Annotated in this window: 10 protein-coding genes and 3 rRNA genes; 3 read left to right on the top strand and 10 right to left on the bottom strand. The window is 35.9% G+C overall.

The genetic code is table 11. The annotated features are described in order from the left end of the window. Positions 1 to 229 precede the first annotated feature (229 nt). A complete protein-coding gene (locus KTC94_RS15975; RefSeq protein ID WP_220287779.1) occupies positions 230 to 1303 on the top strand; it encodes a glycosyltransferase in 1074 nt (357 codons plus the stop codon). 364 nt (positions 1304 to 1667) lie between these two features. Here KTC94_RS15975 and KTC94_RS15970 read toward each other — a convergent pair whose 3' ends face one another. From KTC94_RS15970 to glsA, 5 genes are all read right to left on the bottom strand, one after another. Next, positions 1668 to 2615: an L-lactate dehydrogenase gene (locus KTC94_RS15970; RefSeq protein ID WP_220287777.1), complete on the bottom strand. Its 948-nt coding sequence runs from the start codon at positions 2613 to 2615 to the stop codon at positions 1668 to 1670. Positions 2616 to 3113: 498 nt separating this feature from the next. Continuing rightward, positions 3114 to 3917 carry a pyruvate, water dikinase regulatory protein gene (locus KTC94_RS15965; protein WP_165414415.1) on the bottom strand — a complete coding sequence of 268 codons (804 nt, stop codon included), beginning with the start codon at positions 3915 to 3917 and terminating at the stop codon, positions 3114 to 3116. A gap of 170 nt (positions 3918 to 4087) precedes the next feature. Then, entirely contained in the window at positions 4088 to 5251 is a 1164-nt protein-coding gene (locus KTC94_RS15960) for an SAM-dependent methyltransferase (protein ID WP_220287775.1), read from the bottom strand. Between the two features lie 245 nt (positions 5252 to 5496). After that, entirely contained in the window at positions 5497 to 6906 is a 1410-nt protein-coding gene (locus KTC94_RS15955; protein ID WP_220287772.1) for a sodium:alanine symporter family protein, read from the bottom strand. A gap of 91 nt (positions 6907 to 6997) precedes the next feature. Further along, positions 6998 to 7915 (bottom strand): glutaminase A, encoded by a 918-nt coding sequence (glsA, locus tag KTC94_RS15950; protein WP_220287770.1) that lies wholly within the window; start codon positions 7913 to 7915, stop codon positions 6998 to 7000. A gap of 439 nt (positions 7916 to 8354) precedes the next feature. On the opposite strand from glsA, the gene KTC94_RS15945 reads away from it, so the two are divergent. After that, the gene (locus KTC94_RS15945) at positions 8355 to 8825 is read left to right on the top strand and encodes a GreA/GreB family elongation factor (RefSeq protein WP_220287768.1); all 471 of its coding nucleotides are present in this window, start codon (positions 8355 to 8357) and stop codon (positions 8823 to 8825) included. An 85-nt stretch (positions 8826 to 8910) separates the two neighbouring features. On the opposite strand, the gene KTC94_RS15940 is transcribed toward KTC94_RS15945, so the two are convergent. The 4 genes from KTC94_RS15940 to KTC94_RS15925 all read right to left on the bottom strand — a co-directional run bounded on the left by KTC94_RS15940 (position 8911) and on the right by KTC94_RS15925 (position 14929). Continuing rightward, positions 8911 to 9819 carry a peptidoglycan-binding protein gene (locus KTC94_RS15940; protein WP_216304463.1) on the bottom strand — a complete coding sequence of 303 codons (909 nt, stop codon included), beginning with the start codon at positions 9817 to 9819 and terminating at the stop codon, positions 8911 to 8913. A gap of 141 nt (positions 9820 to 9960) precedes the next feature. After that, positions 9961 to 10077, bottom strand: a 5S ribosomal RNA gene (gene rrf / locus KTC94_RS15935). A 116-nt stretch (positions 10078 to 10193) separates the two neighbouring features. Then, positions 10194 to 13119: ribosomal RNA gene (locus KTC94_RS15930) — 23S ribosomal RNA — on the bottom strand. Between the two features lie 292 nt (positions 13120 to 13411). Beyond that, a 16S ribosomal RNA gene (locus tag KTC94_RS15925) occupies positions 13412 to 14929 on the bottom strand. Together the 16S, 23S and 5S rRNA genes form the textbook arrangement of a ribosomal RNA operon. A gap of 583 nt (positions 14930 to 15512) precedes the next feature. On the opposite strand from KTC94_RS15925, the gene KTC94_RS15920 reads away from it, so the two are divergent. Then, the gene (locus KTC94_RS15920; RefSeq protein ID WP_216303238.1) at positions 15513 to 15716 is read left to right on the top strand and encodes a DUF6440 family protein; all 204 of its coding nucleotides are present in this window, start codon (positions 15513 to 15515) and stop codon (positions 15714 to 15716) included. 21 nt (positions 15717 to 15737) lie between these two features. Here KTC94_RS15920 and KTC94_RS15915 read toward each other — a convergent pair whose 3' ends face one another. After that, entirely contained in the window at positions 15738 to 15878 is a 141-nt protein-coding gene (locus tag KTC94_RS15915; protein WP_216303239.1) for a hypothetical protein, read from the bottom strand. Positions 15879 to 16136: the final 258 nt, after the last annotated feature.

The raw sequence follows: 16136 nt of genomic DNA, 5'->3' as shown, positions 1-16136 counted from the left end.
TACTTTATCCCTTCCTCGATCACTTAGTCACAGCAAATTATGCTTCAATTACATATTACGCTTATTATTAAAAAATGTACCTATCCTATTTATAAATTCATCCTAATGGCCTTAGAAATGATTTTCATAACCTTAGTTACATTTTATAATTTATTTTTAAATATGCTCCCTATTCCAACCCACAGCATATTATATACTGTAAATTTGTTTTAGGAGGCTTATATCTTATATGGTAACTATTAGTTTATGTATGATTGTAAAAAATGAGGAAGATGTTTTAGGTAGGTGTCTTGACTGTATTAAGGATATTGTTGACGAAATAATAATAGTTGACACTGGCTCCACAGATAACACAAAAAAAATTGCACAAGAATATACAGATGATTTTTTTAATTTCCAGTGGATTGATGATTTCTCTGCTGCTAGAAATTTTTCTTTTTCTAAAGCAAAAATGGATTATATTCTTTGGCTAGACGCTGATGATATCATTCTCGAAGAAGATATAAAAAAATTTAAACAACTTAAGCAAAGCTTAACTCTAGATGTAGATAATGTTATGATGATGTATAACGTAGGCTTTGATGAAAATGGAACAGTTACCTTATCATATTTTAGAGAACGCTTGTCAAAAAGAATAAATAATTGTAAATGGACAGAACCTGTTCATGAATGCCTAGTAATGGGAGGAAATATTATAAACGCCGATGTTTGCATAACACATAGAAAAGAACATGCCGCAGTACAAGGTAGAAATATATCTATTTATAAAAAATTGCTGTCAGATGGGCAATCTTTAACACCAAGAGGACTCTTCTATTATTCCAGGGAATTACATCAAAATGGATTTTTTGAAGAAGCAATAAAATATTTCAATGAATTTTTAGACACAGAAAAGGGCTGGGTAGAGGATAATATAAGTGCCTGCTTTGATCTTTCTAACTGTTATAACATTATAGGTGATAAAAAAGCCATGCTAAAAATACTACTTAGAAGCTTTGAATATGATACTCCAAGAGCTGAAATATGCTGTACTATAGGAACCCACTATTTTGAGATTTCCGATTATAACAAGGCTATTTTTTGGTATAAGCTCGCATCAGAACTTAATAAGCCAGTTAATAGTTGGGGCTTTATATCTCATGATTATTGGGGATATATACCCAATTTACAACTATGTGTTTGTTATGACAGGTTAGGAAGTAGAGCAGAGTCAATTAAATATAATAATAAAGCGGCTGAATATAAGCCTGATTCTCCAGCGGTACTTTCAAATAGAGATTATTTTGAAAGTACTGCTATATAAATTATTACCTTTAAAATATATCCCAAAATTGAGGTAACATTATATGGGTTCCCTTTATCAAAATTATTTTATAGTTCTGGCAACAATTCTATAATTCAAGAAGATTATAAAATAAGTAACATCAGTTATGTTCCTATCGGCACTGGCACATTTATAAAGGGTAATAGTTGGCTTAATATTTGTTCAAATGAGAATAATATTATGCCTAAAAGTGTTATAGGAGATGGGTTACGTTAAAAATTTAGCACAAAAAAAATCTTAACTATTCAGAAAAGATTCTTTTTATATTCATAATCCTATTTAATTATTCTAAAATGAAATTCGGCAATTTTTTACTTGTTATTTTATTTCGGATGCCTCAACCTTATATTTTGGAATCTTTTATAACTGTCTTCAGCACCTTTGAAGATTCCAAAAGTTTATCTGTTTCATCCTCATTGAGTTTGACTTGTAGTATTTTTTTTACCCCTTCTCTACCTAAAATTGTTGGAACTCCCATATAAATGTCCTGGATTCCATATTCACCCTTTAGCAGAGATGATACTGTAAGAATAGAGTTCTCATTGCTTAATATTGCTTCAACTATTCTTTTTATGGCTAGGGCAACAGCATAATATGTTGCACCCTTTTTTTTAATAATAGTATAGGCTGCTTCTTTTACTTCCTTATATATATCAAACTTCATCTCTCCACCACATTTTTTAGGACACATATCACAGTACTCATCAACATTCATACCCGCAATACTAGTTAAACTCCAAGTAGCAATTTCTGAATCCCCATGTTCACCCATTATATAGGTATGTATATTTCTAGCGTCAATTTCAAAATGCTGACTAAGCAGGTATTTAAATCTCGAAGTATCAAGAACCGTCCCCGACCCAATTACTCTGTTGCTTGGAAATCCTGAAAGCTTATAGGTTATATAAGTCAATACATCCACGGGGTTTGACACTACCAATAATATAGAATTGGGACTGAATTTTACAACTTCCGGAACTATACTTTGAAATATTTTTAAATTTTTCGAAATACAGGTAAGCCTTGTTTCTCCTGGCTTTTGACCAATTCCAGCTGTAATAATTACTATATCTGAATCCTTTGTGTCTGAATACTCTCCAGACGTTATTTCAATAGGCCTTACGAAGGAAGCTCCATGTGATAAATCCATTGCCTCGCCCTCAGCTTTTTCCTTATTTATATCTACAATTACAATTTCAGATGCTAATCCTCCAGTCATTAAAGCAAATGCCGTAGTAGAACCTACAAAACCTGCTCCAATTATAGATATTTTATTTCCTCTTGTCTTCATACAAAAACTTCCTTTCTTTGTTACCATTATATACTATATAATAATTAATAGCTAATAATATTGTTTCTGAAATGGACACCGATTAAGTAAGTAATAATGCTTTAATAAATATCGCCGTTTGATGCCCTCCCTTTAAATTAAAATTTATAAATAAAAAGACCTTCAACACAATGAAATTCTATCCTGCTAAAAATCTTCTTTAGCATAAATGATTATACTAAAAAAGACCTTACATGCAACGATAAAACCATTGTGTTAAAAGTCTAACCTGACTGAACTCAGCCACCATAAAGCCAGACCAAAAGGTCGGTATGTTGACTTTATCACCAATATAGGCAGCTACTCCCTTTTAACATTTAGTTTATATTTTTTTACTATGCTATTAATGTATCATAAAATTCACACACGAAATACAATTTTTTTATTTTAAGTAAAATCATTACACAGCAAAGCATTTATTTAAAAATATTACTATTATTAAATAAAGCATTAAAAATACTATTGATCATACCCTATACTTTTCATAATAATTAAAGCCGTATCTTCTATAGCTCTTTTAGTAACATCAATTGTTAAACACCTTGTTTTTTTCATTATTTTTTCAGCATAATCTAACTCATCTAATATTCTTGAATCATTAGCATATTGAAAGTTAGCATTAAGCCCATTGAATTTACCAATTCTATTTTTTCTTATTTCAATAAGCTCAAAAGGATTTATTTTAAGCCCTATGATCTTCCTTCCAGGAATGTTATATAGTTCTTCTGGAACAGGAACTTCAGGTACTAACGGTATATTTATAGCTTTAATTCCTTTATTAGCTAAATACATACACAATGGGGTTTTTGAAGTTCTTGAAACACCAATAAGCACTACGTCCGCATGTTTTATCCCATCATAATCCCTGCTATCATCATATTGCATAGCAAACTCCATAGCTTCTATTCTTTTATAATAATCCTTATCCATTTTCCATATTGCTCCTGGAATGTATTCTGGCTGTTTATTTAATAACTTAGAAGCTAGTCCTATCCCTGGTCCTAAAACATTCGATACAAATATTCCTTTTTCTACACATCTTTGTACTAAAAATTCTTTTACATCTACCATAATAATAGTCGAAATAATCATTACTTTTGAATCCCTATCTATTTTGCTAATAAAATAATTAACATCCTCAGCTGTTTTAATATGTGGTGTTTTTTTCACTATTACACTATCTGGAAACTGACTCGCTACTGATTTAGCCACAAGTTCCGCTGTTTCTCCTATTGAATCCGATACCGCATATATTGTTAACATTTTTTCATCTCATCTACTCTCTTTTTATATATTTTTTTCAGCACTCTAGCTTATCGTCTCTTAATATAAAAAATAAATTAAAATTATATTTTTAAAACAAATTAAAGAATGTTGAATTTAAATTAGATTGATTAAGCTATCATTATGTTATCCATATTAATCGATATAATTTAAATTAAATTATCTTTTTTTAATAAATTAAATAATGTTGAATTTAAATTAAATTGGTTCATTAAAATATTAACTTCAGATAATGCTTTCTCTTTTTTATCCTTAGATATATTAGCTTTTGAAGCTCTAATTAATATGTTTTTAGGAGAGTGTGATATATCTATAAATTCTAGAAGCTGACTTTTATATCCGACGCTTTCTAAAAGATTTGCTCTTACTGAATCTGTCATAAGTGCCGAAACCCTTTCTTGTACTATTCCATACTTTGTTAGTATCGATAATGACTCTGTTTTAATTTGGCTATTGAATTCATGTTGGCAGCAAGGAACAGAGAAAATCATATTACTATTCCACTTTATCGCATTATATAAAGCATAATCAGTAGCTGTATCGCACGCATGTAATGTAATTACCATATCAACTTTATTATCATATTTAAATCCATTTATATCCCCTAGCTCAAAATGTAAGTTTTCATAATTGTATCTTTTAGATATGTCATTACATTCTTTAATTACATCCTCCTTAAGATCAAGTCCTATCATTTTTACATTGATTTTTTTGATTTCAACAAAGTAATAATATAATACAAATGTTAAGTAAGATTTTCCACATCCAAAATCTAATATAGTAAGTTCCTTAAAATTATTCTTCTTAATTTCCTCATCAATAATTTCAACAAACTTATTTATTTGCTTATACTTATCATATTTTGAATTAACAACCCTGCCTTCTTTTGTAAAAATGCCTAAATCTATAAGAGGCTCTATTATCATACCCTCTTTAAGAATATAATTTTTTTCTTTGTTATGTCCTTTATTAGCAATTTTTACATTATCACTTTTTTTCTTCCCTAAATGAACTTTACCTTTTTTAGATATTTTCAAATCAAATGTAATTGTATTTGACCAAGCATCTACTTGTTTATAACTCGCTGATACATATTCTAGTATTTTTTCTCCTAAAACATCTATAGTAATATTCTCATGGAAAGCTTGCTTATCGGTGTTTTTTTCTATTTGATAATATTGCTTTACATCATCTTCTTTCAATACGAATGTTATTTTATTATACTGTACATCTTTATTCATTTTATTACTAATAACTAATTTTAAAATATCCTGCTTTAATATTTCATTAATCGCGCTTCTTAACTCTTCCATGTCAACACACCTTATAATTTATTTTAAAACTACTTTTCTATCTAATAATATCATTATATACCAAGTTAATTAATTCTAACACTTTTAAAAATAATTCCAATAAAATTTATGATATGAAAAATCTTGCTTCCCTAATATTCATAAAGAATTTTTTTATAATATATAAAAACAGACCATATACTAAAAATATACACCGTATATGGCCTGTTCAATAACCGATTTAAATATACTATTAGAATACCCTACTAATCCTTATCCCAACACTCAGTATTGCTAAGTCCATCAATAGAATTCGCATGAAATACTGGATCTTTACCTTGTTTAATTTGAATTGCATAATCCTTAATTACCTTTGGAAGTACCTTGCTTAATTTGAAAATAACAACAAGATTTATGAGTGCCATTGCTCCCATAAATAAATCTGCCATATTCCATACAATACTTATTGAAGACATTGACCCCCAAAATACCATACCAAGTACACCTACTCTAAAAGTAGTAAGCCATATTTTATTTCCATTCATAAACTCAATATTTGACTCACCATAATAATAGTTTCCAATTATAGAACTCCACGCAAACATGAAAATGCATACAGCTATAAATATATTGCCCCAGTTACCTACCTGCGAGGTTAATGCTACCTGTGTCAGTTCTATTCCAGTAAGTCCGTTATTTAGCTGTTCCCCAGAAATTAAAATAATAAATGCTGTTGCACTACATATTACTATAGTATCTAGGAAAACTCCAAATACTTGCACAATACCTTGTTTAACAGGATGGCTTACATCCGCTGTAGCCGCTGCATTTGGGGCACTTCCCATACCTGCTTCATTTGAGAATAGGCCTCTTTTAATACCCATCATAATCGCTGCACCAATTCCGCCGCCTGTAAATTGCTTTAAACCAAAAGCACCTTGGAAAATCATTTTAAATACAGCTGGAACTTGAGCTATATTTTTGAAAATTACAAAGAATGCAACGAATACATAGGCTACAGCCATAACTGGTACTAGAATCTCTGCAACTTTTGCTATCCTCTTAACCCCACCAAATATAACCAAAGCAGTAAGTCCTACCAGGATCATACCCCCCCAGAATCTTGTAATACCAAATGCTCCTTCAAACGCTAATGTTACAGTATTTGCCTGAACTGAATTAAATACAAGTCCAAATGATATAGTTATAAGTACTGAGAATACTAAACCAAGCTTTCGTTTGCCAAGCGCTTTTTCCATATAGTATGCAGGACCACCCTTGTATCCGTTTTCACCCTTTACTTTATAAATCTGTGCTAATGTATTTTCAACAAAGCTTGAGCCTGCACCTAAAAGAGCTATAACCCACATCCAGAAAACTGCTCCTGGACCTCCAACTGTTACGGCTATTGCAACCCCCGCAAGATTTCCAGTACCAACATGAGAAGCAACACTTATGCAGAATGCCTGAAATGATGATACCGCCACACCTTCCTTGCCATCTGAGGTTTTTCTACCATTCCTAAGAAGTTTAAATGTATGAGAGAAAAATCTGAACTGTGGAAACTTAAGATGAATAGTAAAATATGCTCCAATACTTATAAGTAAAATTATGAGCACGTAAGACCAAAGTATGTTATTAACTGATGTTACAATAGAATTTAATAAATTTAACATTTTGTCACACTCCTTCTAATAATTTAAATACTGAAATATAATAACTTTTTTCTATCATCACCATACCCTATTATGTATTTTCTTAGAAAAATCAGAAGATACTTAGATTGAGTTCTTTAGAAAGTTCTTCTAGAACTCTCGTTCCAGCAATACTATTTCCGTACATATCAAGTGCTGGCCCTACAACTGCTATTCCCATACGGTTTGGAACAACAGCCATAATACATCCCCCTACTCCGCTTTTAGCAGGAACACCAACCTCAATACAAAATTCTCCGGATCTGTCGTATAATCCACAGGTCATCATAATAGCCTTAACTATTTTATTGATGTACTCTGGAATTAACCGTTCATTTGACCATGGTGCTACTCCATTGTTTGCAATTACTGATGCCATTCTTGCTATATCCTCAACAACTACCTCAACTGAGCAGCATTTAAAGTATGCGTCTAATACGTCTTCTACATCCTTTTCAATTATGCCTGCTCCCTTTAGATAGTAAGCAATAGCTCTGTTTGTATTCCCAGTTAATTTTTCAGAGTTATAAACTGAATAATTCACCTCAATGTCATTATTATTTGCTAATTTTTTCATCATATTGTGAATTTTACTGAATTTTTCTATCCCATTATCTCCTTCCACAAGGGATGTACAAACTATTGCACCTGCATTTATAAACGGATTTGATGGTTTATGTGTCTCCTTCATTTCTAACTTAACCAATGAATTAAATGGGTCCGCTGAAGGTTCCTTACCTACTTTAGAAAAAACTACATCCTTTCCATTATCAATAAGAGCACATATAAGGATTACCACCTTTGATACACTTTGAATAGTGAACTTTGTTAGGTAGTCACCTTCTACAATAATATTACCGCATATGTCAAATATACATGCTCCAAGAGCATCTCTATCCCCCTTTGCAAGTTCAGGAATATACGTTGCTACTTGTCCATCTTTCGTAATTTTTTTACTGTTTTCAATTGCTGTTCTTAATATTGATTGCATTTACAACCCCCTCTTTAAGTTGTTTTTCTCATCTTCATATTTAATATTTTTTTATTTATATTACTTACAATGACTTCTTTTATTATACTCTATTATTCTCAAGATTTGGATAAAAAACTTTAAACATATTTCTACATATTTATAATAATCATGAAGATTTGTTTCGGAGGTGCTTTTTATTTGTAAATGTTTACATAAATGCCCACAATAAAATACCTTATAGACTTAGATGGAGTTATTAATGCTATCATTAACTTATGATCATTGGTGGTCATGTGGATGGAAGAATAACAGTACTTACTGAAAAAAGTTGAAAAACGGCAAGTTCAATAGTAAAATATACAAGTAATACTCCAGATTTTTTAAGAAATATAATTATAAATGTACTATTAAATTATATAGTAAACAATCTGTAAAAAAGATAAAAGAAGGTGCTAAAATGAATAATAAGCTTACTAAAAAAGATCTTGAAGACCTTCAAAAAGAATTTGATTATCGTAAAGGTCCTTTAACCATGGAAATTGCACATGAAAAAATGATAGCTGCTGCTCACGGTGATAGAAGTGAAAATGCTGAATATAAAGCTGCCAAAACAAATATGTACGAAAACTACAGAAGAATGGGATATTTAATAAAAATGATTAGAACCGCTGAAGTTATAGATGATGTTATTTATAATACTAAAGGGGCAAATATAAGTGATAAATTAATGATAAAATTTGAAGGTAGCGATGATATCGAAGAAATAGAACTTGTAACAACATTACAAGTGGATATATTAAATGGCAAGTTTAGTATTGAGTCACCAATAGGAATGGTATTATTCGGAAAAACAGTAGGAACTATAGTAGAAGTAGCATCTCCTGATGGAAATTATAAAATAGAGCTATTAAGCATAACTAAAGAATAACTTAACACATTGTAGCATACAATAAAAATAAGAATACCAAATGGAATTCTTATTTTCGAGTATATATCCTTTTATAACTTACTTTTTATTTGCTCCAAATAGCAGTTCTAGCTGGAATATTATCATATATAAATTTAGCATCTTTTAAAGCTAACCTTACACATCCGTGAGATACAGGAACTCCAAGGGTGTTATCTATAACATAATTACCCTTTCTATCGTATAGTACGCTGTGGAATAAATAGTTACCTCTTATTTGAGTATAATATTTACACCTAGCGCCTCCATCTGAAATAAAGTAGCTTCCTTTAATTCCAACGGTAAAATTACCTTTAACTGTTGGTGTTCTTGATTTTCCTGAAGAACAAACCATTGATCTAACAAGATTCCATTTTCTGTTAGACCCTTTGAATATATTTACCCTTTGGTGAGATAAATCAATCCATATAAAATAAGCAGTTGAACTATAAATGTTCTTACTGTTTATAGTTTTTTCTAACGAATTGTTTGAAACTGAAACTTTAGGTGTATATTTTTGTATTACTGGTGGTTTATACATAGACTGTGAAGTTGGTTTCATATTAAGTTTCTTTAGTGTTAAATTACCTACTATGCCATCTTTGATTAGCTTATTTCTCATTTGAAAGTCTATAACCGCATAATAGGTTAATCGTCCGAAGTCTCCATCTGCATAAAGTTTATAACCAAATTTATTAAGCTTTTGCTGTATTTCCTTAACTTTACTGCCCTTATTTCCTTGCTTAAATATTATTTGAGCAATTGGCTGTTGTTTTTTTTGAGCTAAAAGTTTAATACTGTTATTTTGTACATTTTCTTTTTGTATAGTATTTTGAGACACTCTAACGTTAGTTTGATATATTTTTGCGTCACTAGGAGGCAATTTCACCGCAGCCTCCGATTTATTCGCTAAAGTACATCCACTTATCATAACCACAACTATAAAGACAATACCTGATAGATATCTTTTATTCATACTGAATACCCCTTTTTTTTAGAAGTATGGATCTTGTCCCTATAGTATATTCTCCTAAAATTAAAGTGTCACTAAAATCCAAAAATGTAATTGTATTTAACCAAATAAAAACCACTAAGTTAAACTTAGCGGTTTTTTCTTACCTGGCGACAACCTACTCTTCCACAAGGTCACCCCTGCAGTACCATCGGCGCATTGAAGCTTAACCTTCGTGTTCGGTATGGGAACGGGTGTTACCTTCATGCCATAATCACCAGATTGAGAATATAAATATTCTCTGAAAATTGCACAGTGAATTAGTCTTTTCGCTCACGCTCAAAGCCTCGCTTCTTTCTTACGAAAGAAGTATATCGCATTACTTTTAATTATTTATTTAGGTCAAGCCCTCGACTTATTAGTATTAGTCAGCTGAACATGTTACCATGCTTACACCTCTAACCTATCAACCTGGTGGTCTTCCAGGAGTCTTACTAACTTGTGTTAAAAACACGCATTATGGGAAATCTCATCTCAGGGTGGGCTTCACGCTTAGATGCTTTCAGCGTTTATCCCTTCCAAACATAGCTACCCAGCGATGCCACTGGCGTGACAACTGGTGCACCAGAGGTTTGTCCATCCCGGTCCTCTCGTACTAAGGACAGCTCCCTTCAAATTTCCTACGCCCGCGACGGATAGGGACCGAACTGTCTCACGACGTTCTGAACCCAGCTCGCGTGCCGCTTTAATGGGCGAACAGCCCAACCCTTGGGACCTACTTCAGCCCCAGGATGCGACGAGCCGACATCGAGGTGCCAAACCTCCCCGTCGATGTGGACTCTTGGGGGAGATCAGCCTGTTATCCCCGAGGTAGCTTTTATCCGTTGAGCGATGGCCCTCCCACGAGGTACCACCGGATCACTAAGCCCGACTTTCGTCCCTGCTCCACTTGTAAGTGTCGCAGTCAGGCTCCCTTCTGCCTTTGCACTCTTCGCGCGATTTCCAACCGCGCTGAGGGAACCTTTGGGCGCCTCCGTTACTTTTTTGGAGGCGACCGCCCCAGTCAAACTGCCCACCTAACAATGTCCTGTGACCAGATTCATGGCCTCCAGTTAGAACCTCAGTACTGTCAGGGTGGTATCCCAAGGATGACTCCACACAGGCTGACGCCCATGTTTCTCAGTCTCCCACCTATCCTGTACAGACAATACCGAAATTCAATGCTAAGCTACAGTAAAGCTCTACGGGGTCTTTCCGTCCAATCGCGGGTAGCAAGCATCTTCACTTGCACTACAATTTCGCCGGATGTGTTGTTGAGACAGTGCCCAAATCATTACGCCATTCGTGCGGGTCGGAACTTACCCGACAAGGAATTTCGCTACCTTAGGACCGTTATAGTTACGGCCGCCGTTTACTGGGGCTTAAGTTCATACCTTCGCTTGCGCTAAGTAATCCCCTTAACCTTCCAGCACCGGGCAGGCGTCAGCCCCTATACATCAGCTTTCGCTTTAGCAGAGACCTGTGTTTTTGCTAAACAGTTGCTTGGGCCTATTCTCTGCGACCTACTTACGTAGGCACCCCTTCTCCCGAAGTTACGGGGTCAATTTGCCGAGTTCCTTAACAACAATTCTTCCGATGGTCTTAGGATTCTCTCCTCACCTACCTGTGTCGGTTTGCGGTACGGGCACCAATATCCTCGATAGAGACTTTTCTTGGCAGCGTGGAATCAGATACTTCAGGAATAAATTCCCTTCCCCATCACATCTCAGCGTTAAGAGCAAACGGATTTGCCTGTCTGCTCCGCCTAAATGCTTAGACACACATCCAATAGTGTGCACATCTTATCCTCCTGCGTCATCCCATTTCTAATAACGTCCATTGGTGGTATCGGAATATCAACCGATTGTCCATCACCTACGCCTTTCGGCCTCGGCTTAGGTCCCGACTAACCCTGAGAGGACGAGCCTTCCTCAGGAAACCTTAGGTTTTCGACCGTTAAGATTCTCACTTAACTCTCGCTACTCATGCCAACATTCTCACTTCTGTACCGTCCACCACTCCTTACGGTATGACTTCAGCCAGTACAGAAAGCTCCTCTACCGCGTACACAATTGTGTACACCCATAGCTTCGGTGGTAAGTTTTAGCCCCGGACATCTTCGGCGCAGGATCTCTTGACTAGTGAGCTATTACGCACTCTTTAAATGAGTGGCTGCTTCTGAGCCAACATCCTAGTTGTCTTAGAAATCCCACATCCTTTTCCACTTAACTTACACTTTGGGACCTTAGCTGATGGTCTGGGCTGTTTCCCTTTTGACTACGGATCTTATCATTCGCAGTCTGACTGCCGAAATAAAAGTATATGGCATTCGGAGTTTGATAGGGTTCAGTAACTGTTGTCAGCCCCTAGCCCATTCAGTGCTCTACCTCCATTACTCAATTAATCGACGCTAGCCCTAAAGCTATTTCGAGGAGAACCAGCTATCTCCGAGTTCGATTGGAATTTCTCCGCTATCCACAGCTCATCCCATGGTTTTTCAACACCAACGTGGTTCGGACCTCCACGGAATTTTACTTCCGCTTCATCCTGGCCATGGATAGGTCACCCGGTTTCGGGTCTACGACATGCAACTATGCGCCCTATTCAGACTTGGTTTCCCTTCGGCTCCGTACCTTAAGTACTTAACCTTGCTACATATCGTAACTCGTTGGCTCGTTCTACAAAAAGCACGCCGTCACACATATAAAGTGCTTCGACCGGTTGTAGGCACACGGTTTCAGGTTCTATTTCACTCCCCTTCCGGGGTTCTTTTCACCTTTCCCTCACGGTACTTCTTCACTATCGGTCACTAGGTAGTATTTAGCCTTGGGAGGTGGTCCTCCCAGCTTCCCACAAGGTTTCACGTGTCTCGTGGTACTCTGGATTAGATCTGACTGTTTTTCCTTTTCATTTACAGGCCTATTACCTTCTGCGGAGCAGCTTTCCAGCTATCTTCAATTAAGGAATTGCAGTATTTATGATCTATCCTCAACCCCCAGATCAAAGACCTGGGTTTGGGCTCTTTCCCTTTCGCTCGCCGCTACTTAGGAAATCGATGTTTCTTTCTCTTCCTCCGGGTACTTAGATGTTTCAGTTCCCCGGGTCTACCTCTGCATACCTATTTATTCAGTATGCAGTACATAGTTGTTACTATGTGGGTTCCCCCATTCGGAAATCTTTGGATCACAGGCTATTTGCGCCTACCCAAAGCTTATCGCAGCTTAACGCGTCCTTCTTCGGCTCCTAGTGCCAAGGCATTCGCCATGCGCCCTTTGTAGCTTGACCTTGATTCTGTCTATTTACATAGACGGTTATATTAATTTTGCGAAATTGTATTAAATTAATTTATAAACTACTTGCGTAGTTTTAATTTTTTTAAAACAACTTTTTTCACTGTGCAATTTTCAAAGAACATTTTAAGAAAAACTATTCATTATCTAACTCCTAAGAGTTAGATAAAATTAGTCTCTCAAAATTAAACAGAGAACTAGGTACGATTAATTACAATAGATATTTTTGAAGAACAAATTAATATTCTTCTATTGCATCGACCGAAGTCAATACATCTACTCCCTAGAAAGGAGGTGATCCAGCCGCAGGTTCTCCTACGGCTACCTTGTTACGACTTCACCCCAATCATCAATCCCACCTTCGGCCGCTGGCTCCTTACGGTTACCTCACGGACTTCGGGTGTTACCAACTCTCATGGTGTGACGGGCGGTGTGTACAAGGCCCGGGAACGTATTCACCGCGACATGCTGATTCGCGATTACTAGCAACTCCGGCTTCATGTAGGCGAGTTGCAGCCTACAATCCGAACTGGGATGAGTTTTTGAGTTTGGCTCCACCTTGCGGTCTTGCATCTCTTTGTACTCACCATTGTAGCACGTGTGTAGCCCTAGACATAAGGGGCATGATGATTTGACGTCATCCCCACCTTCCTCCCGGTTAACCCGGGCAGTCTCACTAGAGTGCTCAACTTAATGGTAGCAACTAATGATAAGGGTTGCGCTCGTTGCGGGACTTAACCCAACATCTCACGACACGAGCTGACGACAACCATGCACCACCTGTCACCCTGTCCCGAAGGACTTCGCCCATCTCTGGGTTATGCAGGGGATGTCAAGTCTAGGTAAGGTTCTTCGCGTTGCTTCGAATTAAACCACATGCTCCGCTGCTTGTGCGGGCCCCCGTCAATTCCTTTGAGTTTTAATCTTGCGATCGTACTCCCCAGGCGGAATACTTAATGTGTTAACGGCGGCACCGAGGTTCGACCCCCGACACCTAGTATTCATCGTTTACGGCGTGGACTACCAGGGTATCTAATCCTGTTTGCTCCCCACGCTTTCATGCCTCAGCGTCAGTTACAGTCCAGTAAGTCGCCTTCGCCACTGGTGTTCTTCCTAATCTCTACGCATTTCACCGCTACACTAGGAATTCCACTTACCTCTCCTGCACTCTAGACACCCAGTTTCAAATGCAGCACCCAAGTTAAGCTCGGGTATTTCACATCTGACTTAAATGTCCGCCTACGCATCCTTTACGCCCAGTAAATCCGGACAACGCTTGCCACCTACGTATTACCGCGGCTGCTGGCACGTAGTTAGCCGTGGCTTCCTCCTCTGGTACCGTCATTATCGTCCCAGAAGACAGAACTTTACAACCCGAAGGCCTTCATCATTCACGCGGCGTTGCTGCGTCAGGGTTTCCCCCATTGCGCAATATTCCCCACTGCTGCCTCCCGTAGGAGTCTGGACCGTGTCTCAGTTCCAATGTGGCCGATCACCCTCTCAGGTCGGCTACGCATCGTCGCCTTGGTGAGCCGTTACCTCACCAACTAGCTAATGCGCCGCGGGTCCATCTCAAAGTGGAATTTTCCGAAGAAAAATCCTTTGATGTTTCGATCATGCGACCAAAACATATTATGCGGTATTAATCTCCCTTTCGGGAGGCTATTCCCCTCTTTGAGGCAGGTTACCCACGTGTTACTCACCCGTCCGCCGCTAATCCACCCCGAAAGGTTTCATCGCTCGACTTGCATGTGTTAGGCACGCCGCCAGCGTTCGTCCTGAGCCAGGATCAAACTCTCAATTTAAAAGTTTACACTTTTTTAGTTGAAATGATTAATCTGCGACAACTGTTAAGTTGTTACGCAAGCTCATTACATACTTTTAGTCTTACGACTAAATTTTACTTTATACTAAAGTAATTAACTGGTTTAACGAAATATTATTTCGCTATCTTTACCTATTTCTCTGTTTAATTTTCAAAGACCAATTCGCTTTGTCATCATGTGACGACTTCTACTATATTACTAGGTATTTCTTGTTTTGTCAACATTTTTTTAATTTATTTTCATTTGAAAACATACTAAATAGTTATCAACAGTTAGCTTATCGTGCCACTCGTTTGTGACGACAAGGAGTATTCTATCACATAAATAAGAGCATAATTTCACAACATAGCTACTCTAGCTAGATTACATTCATATTTCTACATATTAGTCTAAATAATTCAATGTTTCTCATCCTGATACACATGGCTAATTATTATCAACATAGAAACATTTTTTTGAGAAACTGTCGTCAAATAACAAAAGTCTCCCCCTATTAAGTATACAACCTTAATTTTTGGCTATATTTAATAATATTGCGAAATAAAAAATATAGGAGGAAAAAATGTTTAATAAGAATGATAAGATAAGAAATAAAACATTTAAAACTGTATGCAATCGGGCTGATGCATTAGCAGTACGTTGTAAAATACTTGTAGATACAGACACAGTAACAAATTATTTAATTAATATTGAGGATTATGCTGGAGGAATTACTGTATTGTTAGATAAAGATGGAAACCCTATGTTTTCACAAGTGAAGTTGTAACGTTTTTATATAGATACAAACCTACTTATAATGTTTACTGATTTCAGTAATTAATTTACCCCAAAACTTAGACTCCTTTTTAATTGTTTTTACTATTTTTTTCGGATTAGCTTTTCCACTATACAATACTTTTACAACTAATAATATATATATCAACTTCATATAAATCACTCCTTACAGTTATTTATATTCTTTTAAGCCTTTGAAAAGTCTAATGATTTACCAAAACCCCCGTTCCCTAGAGTTTTTCACATATTCAATTAAGGATTTCCCTAAAGTATCAGATTGGTGGATCCTTAATATCTGGAACTGATTTCAATATACAGTTTTTATTTACTAATTATCTCAAATCTATTATAAATCCTCTCTAAACGAATCCTTATTACTAAATAATTAACTGATACTTTTTTATCGAACATA

This window comes from Clostridium sp. CM028, assembly GCF_030585565.1.
GTDB lineage: Bacteria > Bacillota > Clostridia > Clostridiales > Clostridiaceae > Clostridium_AD > Clostridium_AD estertheticum_B.
Note: the sequence above shows the minus strand (reverse complement) of the source record. Positions and strands in the feature narration are given on the sequence as shown.

What these genes read in the sequence shown, in the direction of transcription:
- KTC94_RS15940 (WP_216304463.1), bottom strand. Translation starts at nt 9,819, where the DNA reads ATGAATAAAAGATATCTATCAGGTATTGTCTTTATAGTTGTGGTTATG.
- KTC94_RS15970 (WP_220287777.1), bottom strand. Translation starts at nt 2,615, where the DNA reads ATGAAGACAAGAGGAAATAAAATATCTATAATTGGAGCAGGTTTTGTA.
- KTC94_RS15975 (WP_220287779.1), top strand. Translation starts at nt 230, where the DNA reads ATGGTAACTATTAGTTTATGTATGATTGTAAAAAATGAGGAAGATGTT.
- glsA (WP_220287770.1), bottom strand. Translation starts at nt 7,915, where the DNA reads ATGCAATCAATATTAAGAACAGCAATTGAAAACAGTAAAAAAATTACG.
- KTC94_RS15955 (WP_220287772.1), bottom strand. Translation starts at nt 6,906, where the DNA reads ATGTTAAATTTATTAAATTCTATTGTAACATCAGTTAATAACATACTT.
- KTC94_RS15945 (WP_220287768.1), top strand. Translation starts at nt 8,355, where the DNA reads ATGAATAATAAGCTTACTAAAAAAGATCTTGAAGACCTTCAAAAAGAA.
- KTC94_RS15960 (WP_220287775.1), bottom strand. Translation starts at nt 5,251, where the DNA reads ATGGAAGAGTTAAGAAGCGCGATTAATGAAATATTAAAGCAGGATATT.
- KTC94_RS15965 (WP_165414415.1), bottom strand. Translation starts at nt 3,917, where the DNA reads ATGTTAACAATATATGCGGTATCGGATTCAATAGGAGAAACAGCGGAA.
- KTC94_RS15915 (WP_216303239.1), bottom strand. Translation starts at nt 15,878, where the DNA reads ATGAAGTTGATATATATATTATTAGTTGTAAAAGTATTGTATAGTGGA.
- KTC94_RS15920 (WP_216303238.1), top strand. Translation starts at nt 15,513, where the DNA reads ATGTTTAATAAGAATGATAAGATAAGAAATAAAACATTTAAAACTGTA.